The organism is Microvirga sp. HBU67558 (genome assembly GCF_018069605.1).
Taxonomy (GTDB): Bacteria; Pseudomonadota; Alphaproteobacteria; order Rhizobiales; family Beijerinckiaceae; genus Microvirga; species Microvirga terrae.
The window spans coordinates 1-8,861 of the sequence record NZ_JAGPUP010000409.1 but is presented as its reverse complement, the minus strand read 5'-3'; the positions used below and the strand labels follow the sequence as shown (position 1 = coordinate 8,861).

Sequence of the window (8,861 nt, the reverse complement as noted above, 5' to 3'; positions counted from 1 at the left end):
TGCCGGGGTGCGGAACCCCGTTCCTGGATTTTGGAGGCCTGCGATGCGCAGGGTCGTCTCGCTCTTCCTGCCAACCTGGCCGACCGACAGGATCAGGCGCAAGTTCGGTGATCCTCCGCGCGAGAAGCCGCTTGTGACGGTGATCAAGCAGGGCTCGCGCCGGCTGATCGCCTCCGCGTGTCCCGCTGCCCAGAAGGTCGGGTTGATCGAGGGGATGGCCGTCGCCAAAGCCCAGGCTATGGTTCCCGATCTGCACATCATCGACGCCGACCCCGAGGGCGAGCACGCTTCGCTGCGTCAACTCGCCGAATGGGCCATCCGCTTTTCACCCGTCGTCGCGCCCGATCCCCCGGATGGACTCTGGATCGACATCGCGGGAGTGGAGCATCTCTTCGGTGGTGAAGAGGTACTGCTCAAGAAGCTGATCGATCGTGTCGAGAACAATGGTATTCATGCCCGCGCTGCGATTGCCGATGTGCCGGGGGCGGCATGGGCTGTTGCGCGGTTCGGTAAGGGCGGGATTATTCTACCCGGCCGAGCTGTGGACGCAGTTTCCACCCTGCCCGTGCAGGCCCTCCGGCTCTCGCATGAGACCGTGAGCGCCCTGCACCGCCTGGGTGTCGAGCGTGTTGGCCAGCTCGCTGCCATGCCGAGAGCGCCGATGGTGCGCCGCTTCGGATGCGAGGCAAGCCTGCGCCTGGACCAGGCGCTGGGGCATGCCTTCGAGCCGATCACTCCGATCATTCCGGGCGAGGCGGTGATTGCATCCCGCGCCTTCGCAGAGCCGATCGGCCGGTTGGAAGACTTGCAGCTTGTGGTGCGACGGCTCTCGGAGGAGTTGTGCCAGGCGTTGGAGCAACGCGGCGAGGGTGTCCGGCGGCTAGACCTGATCTTCCGCCGGGTGGATCAGAAAGGCGCGTCACTTCGGGTCGGGACAGCCAAGGCCAGCCGGGACCACGTCCACTTGGCAAAGCTGTTCGACGAGACGATCGAGACGGTCGATCCGGGCTTTGGCATCGAGGAGGTCGTCCTCATCGCCAATCGTACCGAGCCCCTCTTTGAAAAGCAGACGGTTGCAAGAGAGATCGAGGCTGAGGACGAGGCCGTCGATCTGAGCCAGCTCGTTGACCGGCTGACCGCCCGCATTGGGGAGGACCGCGTCTATAGGCTTGCTCCCGTTCAATCGCTTATCCCCGAGCGCATGACCAGGAGGGTTTCGCCTCTCGCACCTCCATCGGGATCCACTTGGCCGGAGAACCTAGAGCGTCCCACCCGCCTCCTCGATCCGCCGGAATCGATCATGACAACCGCCTTGCTGCCGGATCACCCGCCGGTGTCGTTCATCTGGCGCCGCGTTCGCTACAAGGTCGCGAAGGCTGACGGGCCGGAACGGATCACCTCCGAGTGGTGGCTCGGCACTGAGCCGAAGAGGATCCGGGATTACTACCGGCTTGAGACGATCGAGGGCTCTCGCTTCTGGATCTTCCGCGATGCGCCGATGACCGAGGGCGGCCGCTGGTGGATGCACGGGTTCTTTGCATGAGCGTGTATGCCGACCTGCAGGTCACCACTCATTTTTCGTTTCTGCGTGGAGCATCCAGCCCGGCCGAGCTGTTCGAGCAGGCCAAACTGCTCGGCATCTCGGCGCTGGGCATCACCGACCGGAACTCTCTAGCCGGGATCGTCCGGGCATACGAGGCTGCCAAGGAAACGGGCGTGCGCCTGGTGGTGGGATGCCGCCTTGATCTGACCGACGGCACGTCGCTCCTGGTCTACCCAATGGATCGCTCGGCCTATTCCCGGCTGTGCCGCCTGCTCAGCATCGGGAAGAGCCGGGGCGGAAAGGGAAAATGCTTTCTGACATGGGACGACGTGGTTGCCTGGAATGAGGGTCTCCTCGCGATCCTTCTCGGAGACGAGGCCAACGGCACACTCAAAACCAACCTGTCGCGCCTGAGATCTACCTTCGGCAGTCGCGCTTATATGGCCCTGATCCGCCGGTTCGCTCAGAACGACCACCTGCGTCTCCATGAGGCCGAGGAAGCGGCTCGGATCGCTCGGGTTCCGACCGTTGCACTCGGTGACATCCTTTATCACCATCCGGATCGGCGCCGGCTGCAGGATGTGGTGACCTGCATCCGGGAGGGCTGCGCGATCGACACTGCGGGCTACCGGCTCGAGCGCAATTCGGACCGGCATCTGAAGGATCCGGCCGAAATGCGGCGGCTGTTCGAGCGGCATCCTGGAGCCTTTCACCGGATCCAGGACATCCTCGATCGCTGCACCTTCTCCCTCGACGAGCTGCGCTACCAGTATCCGACTGAGACCGATCCGGGTGAGACCGCTCAGGAGAAGCTGGAGCGGCTGAGCTGGGATGGAGCGAACAGGCGCTACCCCGACGGTGTTCCCGATACGGTGGCCGGGACGATCCGGCATGAGCTTCATCTGATTGAGAAGCTTGATTACGCGCCATACTTCCTCACGGTCAATGCCATCGTCCAGTTTGCGCGGACGCGAGGCATTCTGTGCCAGGGGCGCGGCTCGGCCGCCAACTCCGCCGTCTGCTACGTGTTGGGCATCACCTCGATCAACCCGATCGAGCATGATCTCCTGTTCGAACGCTTCGTGTCTGAGGAGCGGCGCGAGCCGCCCGACATCGATGTGGACTTCGAGCATGAGCGCCGGGAGGAGGTGATCCAGTGGATCTACGACACCTATGGCCGTCATCGTGCCGCTCTGACCGGGGTGGTGATTACCTATCGCGCTCGTGGCGCCGTGCGGGAGGTCGGCAAGGTCATGGGCCTGCCGGAGGACGTAACCGCGGGCCTGTCCGGTCTCGTCTGGGGCTGGGGCAACGATGGCGTGACAGAAAAGGAAGCTCAGGAGCTCAACCTCAATCTCAAGGATCCGCGGCTGCGGATGACGCTCGAATTGGCCTCCGAGCTGATCGGCGCACCCCGGCACCTCTCGCAGCATCCGGGCGGCTTTGTGTTGACCCAGGATCGTCTCGACGATCTCGTGCCCATCGAGCCGGCCGCCATGGAAAACCGACAGGTGATCGAGTGGGACAAGAACGACATCGACACCCTGAAATTCATGAAGATGGATGTGCTGGGTCTCGGCATGCTCGGCTGCATGCGCCGGGCCTTCGATCTCCTGCGGGAGCATAAGGGCGAGGAGCGCGAGATCGCCACGATCCCGATGAACGATGGCCCGACCTATCGCATGATCCAGAAGGCCGACACGGTTGGCGTGTTCCAGATCGAGAGCCGCGCCCAGATGGCGATGCTGCCGCGGATTAAGCCGGCCAAGTTCTATGACATCGTGATCCAGGTGGCGATCGTTCGTCCGGGGCCAATCCAGGGCGACATGGTGCATCCCTATCTCCGGCGCAGGGAAGGCCATGAGAAGCCCGAATATCCCCGGCCTGAACTGCAGCGGGTGCTGGAAAAGACACTCGGCGTACCGCTGTTTCAGGAGCAGGCCATGCGGGTGGCGATCGAATGCGCCGGATTTACACCGTCCGAGGCGGACCAGCTCAGGCGGGCGATGGCAACGTTCAAGCTGACGGCGGGCGTCACCAAGTTCCGGGACAAGCTCGTGAGCGGAATGGCTGCCCGAGGTTACGCTCCGGACTTTGCCGAACGTACCTTCAAGCAACTTGAGGGCTTCGGATCCTATGGTTTTCCGGAAAGTCATGCGGCGAGCTTCGCCAAGATCGCCTATGCCTCGTCCTGGATGAAATGCCACCATCCGGATGTGTTCTGCTGCGCCATCCTCAACGCCCAGCCGATGGGCTTTTATGCCCCCGCGCAGCTGGTTCGGGACGCCCGAAACCACGGTGTCCAAATCCGGCCGGTGGATATCAATCACTCCCGTTGGGACTGCACACTGGAGCCGACGCGGAACCCGAAGCGGTTCGCGGTTCGCCTCGGATTACGGCTGGTCGCGGGATTAAAGAACTCGGAGGCCGCCATGATCCCGTTGGTCCAGGCAGACCATCCTTTCACCTCCATTGAGGATCTCTGGCGTCGGGCTGGAGTTTCTGTCGCGGCTCTCGAGCGATTGGCGGACGCGGATGCCTACGGATCGATCGGGGTCAGCCGACGCGATGCTCTCTGGACGATCAGAGGCCTTTCGGATGAACCCCTCCCCCTCTTTGCCGCAGCCGATGAGCGGGACAGCCAGATCCAGCCCGAAGGCCATGAACCCCATGTCGAGCTCACGCCCATGACCGAGGGCCGAGAGGTCGTGGAGGACTACCGATCGAAGGGGCTGACGCTTCGGGAACACCCGCTTTCCTTCCTCAGGGAGGAATTACGGCGCCAGCGCATTCATCGCTGCTCGGCAATCCGGATGATGCGGGATGGCCGCCGGCTGACAGTCGCCGGGATGGTTCTGGTGCGGCAGAAGCCGGGATCCGCGAAGGGAGTGATGTTTATGACGATCGAGGATGAGACCGACGTGGCAAACCTCGTCATCTGGCCTTCGCTGTTCGAGAAACAGCGCCGGCTGATCCTGTCCTCAGGAATGATCGGGTGTCGTGGACGCCTCCAGAAGGAGGGCGGAGTGATCCATATTGTCGCCGAGCACATCGTCGATCTATCGCATCTGCTGCGTTCCGTCGGTGCCCGGGATCAGCCATTCCAGGCGGAGCACGGTCGAGGAGACGAAGCAAAGCTCGGAACCCGTGACACCCTCAGGCAGGGCGCGCGGGGCCGAAATGAGGAACTCCCGGCGGCGCAAACCAACCCGACATCAGCAGCCGAGATCAGATTTACCGCTCGGAATTTCCACTGAGATGCTGCGGCACAACCCTCTTCCTTTGATGAGGGGTCGGTACGATCACAGGTCTGGGGGATATTTCAACGAAGGCCTTCTACTTGGAGCGCAAGATGGGAGCAGGAACAAGTCGATCGACGTCCGACCTTGTGGGCGAAATCGCGGATCTGAAATCGAAGATCGAGACGATCCACGGTCGGATTGCGGAGCACCAAAGAGAAATGACGGCCTTGCAGGGTGAGGTCGTGCAGATGGAGGCGACGCGCCGCTCCCTCCTCGCCGAGGTCGAGCGACGCTCCCGTCCGACAGGGGACGTCCGTATCACCGACCATGCCTTACTGCGGTATGTCGAACGGGTGTTCAAGATCGACATCGAAGCTTTGAGGCGGCAAATCCTGACCGATGGCGTCGTGAAGGGTATCGAGCATGGTGCATCGACGATTACTGTCAACGGGATCCAGTTCCGCGTGAAGGATCGGAGTATCGTGACTGTGCTCGGGAGCGATCAGAAGACCCATCGGAAGAAGTCAAAGGCTCATCACCGCGGTCGACGTCCTGAACGGGACGACATCAACACACATCTCACGGACTACTATAGATCAGACTGTAGCGATTAGGCGCTTTACTCCAGAAGCTCTCGTTGTGAACCCAAGAGGGAGAAGTCATATACTGACCTATTGAGGTCGCACAGATGGAAGCGACGTAACCGAACCAAGCTATCCACTCTTGACGGTCGCTGTCGCCATGGGATCCACTACTCAGTTAGTTCAGAGTGGACGATTGATCACCACATCGCGCGGATCTTTATCTTCTCTCAGACCTAGGAAAGCCGGGTGGCGCAGAATGTGATCCCGCGTCCACTCCGTGAACTCGACCTGAGCCAGGTACCGCGGCTTCACCCAGTGCACCGGGGCTCGCATGTAAGTCCCCTTCGGTAGGGCTGCTGTCGGCTTCTGCTGCTCAATCCGCTCCAGCCGAGACTGAAACGCCTCAAGGAACTCGCGCGAATATCCTGTCCCGACTTTGCCTGCATATTTCAGATCACCGGCCGGTGTGTAATAGCCAACGAGGAGAGCCCCGAACCCCACCCGCGATCGCTGCGGCTCGGTGTAGCCGATAATGACGAATTCCTCAGTGTTGAGGCATTTTACCTTCAGCCAATCGTCACTTCGCGTGCCCGAATAAATTGATTGTCTTCGCTTCGAGATGATTCCTTCAAGCTTTAGCGTGCAGGCTCGAGCGTAGAATTCCTTTCCACCTCCAATCCGATACTCGCTCAACCGAATTGTGGCTGGAGCGTCAGCGATCACCTCAGCAAGCAGGAGCTTTCGTTGCTCAAGTGGCGATTGGCGAAGATCGACTCCGTCGAGAAACAACACATCGAAGGCGTAATAGACCAGATCCGCAGTTTCCTCAGTTGATAGCGCCTGTTGAAGTGCAGCAAATGAGCTGATCCCATTCTGTTTCAGCCTGACGATCTCACCATCGAGAACTGTCCCAGGCCGTCCAACGGATCCAAGAGCTTCGGTGAGTTCGGGAAAGCGCGCCGTCCAATCCTGATCGCTTCGCGTGACCAGCCGAGCTCGGGCGTCTTCAATCCGGGCTAGCATGCGGTAGCCGTCCCATTTGACCTCATGGAGCCAATCATCACTTTCAGGAGCCTGCTTTACGAGCACGGCGAGTTCGACCGGGATTTGGTCGGGGAGTTGTGCTTGCCGGAGTCCTGCGGACCGGGTGGGTTTTGGGTGTGCCTTAGCCATAGTGGAGAGCAAACGACCCGCTCGTGAGCAGGTTCCCGCCTGTCCCGGCGCACAAGCCTACAAGGCCAGCATCAGTTGCGGACTGTCCGGCTCCTGGTCCGTGTTCAGCGCTGACAAGGATACACCGAGCAGCCGGACACTCTTATCAAGCGGAAACAAGGCCTGCAGCAGGTCGAAGGTGGCTTGCTCAAGCCATCCTTGGTTTTCGGAGTAGCCCGTCAGAGTGCGGCTGCGGGTGATCTGGTGAAAATCTGAGAACTTCACTTTGAGGGTGACCGTCCGGCCGCGGACACCCGTCTGTTCGCAATATCTCCAGACCTTCTCGATGATTGGCCGAAGGTTGGTCTTCATCTCCTCGAGGCTTGTCAGGTCCGTCCCGAAGGTGTTCTCGGCACCAACTGACTTGCGAATCCTATCTGGCTGGACCGGCCGAGTGTCGATGGCCCTAGCGATCCAGTAATAATGATTACCAGACTTACCAAACCGCTCCTGCAGGAACTCGAGGCTCTGCGCTTTGAGGTCAGCGCCAGTGAAAATGCCGAGCTCGCTCATTTTTCTGGCCGTAGCCGGGCCAATGCCATGGAATTTTGCAATGGGCAGCGCCTCAAGGAATGCCGGCGCTGCTTCTGGGGTGATGACGAACTGACCATTCGGCTTGTTCTGATCCGACGCCATTTTGGCCAGGAACTTCTGAAAGCTGATCCCGGCTGAAGCAGTGAGATGGGTCTCCCTCCAGATCTTGGCCCGGATTTCACGAGCCACCTGAGTGGCGTACGGAATACCCTTGAGGTTCTCGGTCACATCAAGATAGGCCTCGTCCAGGGACAATGGCTCTACGAGAGACGTGTACTCGTAAAAGATCTCCCGGATCTGCCGCGACACCTCCCGATAGGTGTCAAACCGCGGCTTGACGAAAATCAGCTCAGGGCATTTTCGGCGGGCGGTGACAGAGGGCATAGCCGAATGAACGCCGAAGCGCCTAGCCTCATAACTGGCGGCTGCCACTACTCCCCGCTCGCGGGACCCTCCCACGGCGACTGGCTTGCCGCGCAGTTCCGGATTGTCCCGCTGCTCAACACTGGCGTAGAAGGCGTCGAGATCCACATGAACGATCCGCCGTCGCGCCGCACTGGCGCGAACCATGGAGTCAGTTGGACCATCGCTCTCGGCAATGTTGAAAGCTTCATCCAACATCGGCCGCCACGACCTCCCATTACCACACTTCACCGGTATGCTGTCCGCCGAAGGTTAGCACAAAGAGAGAACGATCGATCGCACCAGATATGGCAATCCACAGTAACTCCAGCGACCCGCCATTTCCCATACCCAGTCTGGTTCGCACTCAACACGGACCGTCTCTCACTGCCCCGGGTATCTAGCGACCCTCGACGGAAGTGCAGGGCACGAAGACGGAGCCAGCCAAGGGTGGGAGTTGCTCTATTCGTTCCTCAGTTCGGATCTCGGTCATTGTGAGGCATCTACGACGAATGTTGCTTGTGAAGCTGTTGCAACAAGCTCAGACCTACTTCCGCAGGCCCGAACGGCCACCAGTCATCCATCGGCACGCAACTGCGTATGATGAGCAAGCTAGCAGTTCACGTTCAAAGCGCGTTCAGATCGGGGACGTGCCGCACCAATGCGAGAGGCAGCCTCAAGGAAACTGAAGCTGTCGACGAGTTGAAGATCCTCCGCTGAGACCAATCTAGGTTTCCCGGTACTCCCCTACCCGCTTCGCAGCAGATAGCCGCGTCGCCGCTTTCGCTGGAGCCAGGTCTCGAGGGCTTCCACTGCACATGACCGGTTTTCGTAGAGCTCGATCCTCCGCTGTCCCGGTCGACCGATACGGCCCCACTCACGGATCAGGGTCGCATCCCCAAACAGGCTCGGCTCAATCGACAAGACATAGTAGCGAGCCATGTTGCAGCTTGGGTCGCACCGGTGCAGGACGAGGTACTGGATCGTATCGTGAGCCATGCGTCAGTGTCGCGCGGGCTCCCGGTCGCGGTCCAATCAAAGTCCTGAATCCTTTGCACACCAACGATTCACATCGGTGATGCACCCTGCTGGTGCCGCTCCCTGACCCAAGCACGCTGGCCCGTCGTTCTCTCGCGGCGCACACTTGTCTCCCTATGCCATTCGTCGCCTCCTCATGGCCAGAAGCTCGACGGCGAGGTCGATCTTGCCGGTTTTCACCATGCGAGCGAGCGCGCGGAAGTACCCGCCCGGGTTCTTGATCCGGCTCTCCCCGCCGTTTTTGGCCACATCGTCCTCGTAGAGCTGCAGGGTGTAGATCACGGCGATCGCCGCCCTGACGGTGCC

The 8,861-nt window shown here is 60.6% G+C and carries 6 protein-coding genes and 1 pseudogene; 3 read left to right on the top strand and 4 right to left on the bottom strand.

Annotated elements, in window-relative coordinates; genetic code table 11:
* Nucleotides 1-43 precede the first annotated feature (43 nt).
* The 3 genes from KBI52_RS03425 to KBI52_RS03415 all read left to right on the top strand — a co-directional run bounded on the left by KBI52_RS03425 (nt 44) and on the right by KBI52_RS03415 (nt 5,399).
* Complete coding sequence (locus KBI52_RS03425) at nt 44-1,543, top strand: DNA polymerase Y family protein (RefSeq protein ID WP_210805312.1); 1,500 nt, start codon at nt 44-46, stop codon at nt 1,541-1,543.
* Nucleotides 1,540-4,800 (top strand): error-prone DNA polymerase, encoded by a 3,261-nt coding sequence (locus tag KBI52_RS03420; protein WP_210805310.1) that lies wholly within the window; start codon nt 1,540-1,542, stop codon nt 4,798-4,800. Before KBI52_RS03425 ends, KBI52_RS03420 begins: the two co-directional genes overlap by 4 nt.
* A gap of 95 nt (nt 4,801-4,895) precedes the next feature.
* Entirely contained in the window at nt 4,896-5,399 is a 504-nt protein-coding gene (locus KBI52_RS03415) for a hypothetical protein (RefSeq protein ID WP_210805308.1), read from the top strand.
* Between the two features lie 150 nt (nt 5,400-5,549).
* Here the strand turns inward: KBI52_RS03415 and ligD are convergent, their stop codons facing one another.
* From ligD to KBI52_RS03395, 4 genes and pseudogenes are all read right to left on the bottom strand, one after another.
* Complete coding sequence (gene ligD, locus KBI52_RS03410; protein ID WP_210805306.1) at nt 5,550-6,458, bottom strand: non-homologous end-joining DNA ligase; 909 nt, start codon at nt 6,456-6,458, stop codon at nt 5,550-5,552.
* 141 nt (nt 6,459-6,599) lie between these two features.
* Entirely contained in the window at nt 6,600-7,685 is a 1,086-nt protein-coding gene (gene dinB / locus KBI52_RS03405; RefSeq protein ID WP_210805314.1) for a DNA polymerase IV, read from the bottom strand.
* 579 nt (nt 7,686-8,264) lie between these two features.
* Nucleotides 8,265-8,516: a WGR domain-containing protein gene (locus tag KBI52_RS03400; protein WP_210805304.1), complete on the bottom strand. Its 252-nt coding sequence runs from the start codon at nt 8,514-8,516 to the stop codon at nt 8,265-8,267.
* Nucleotides 8,517-8,669: 153 nt separating this feature from the next.
* A pseudogene (locus tag KBI52_RS03395) lies at nt 8,670-8,861 on the bottom strand (replication protein C); the annotation flags it as partial.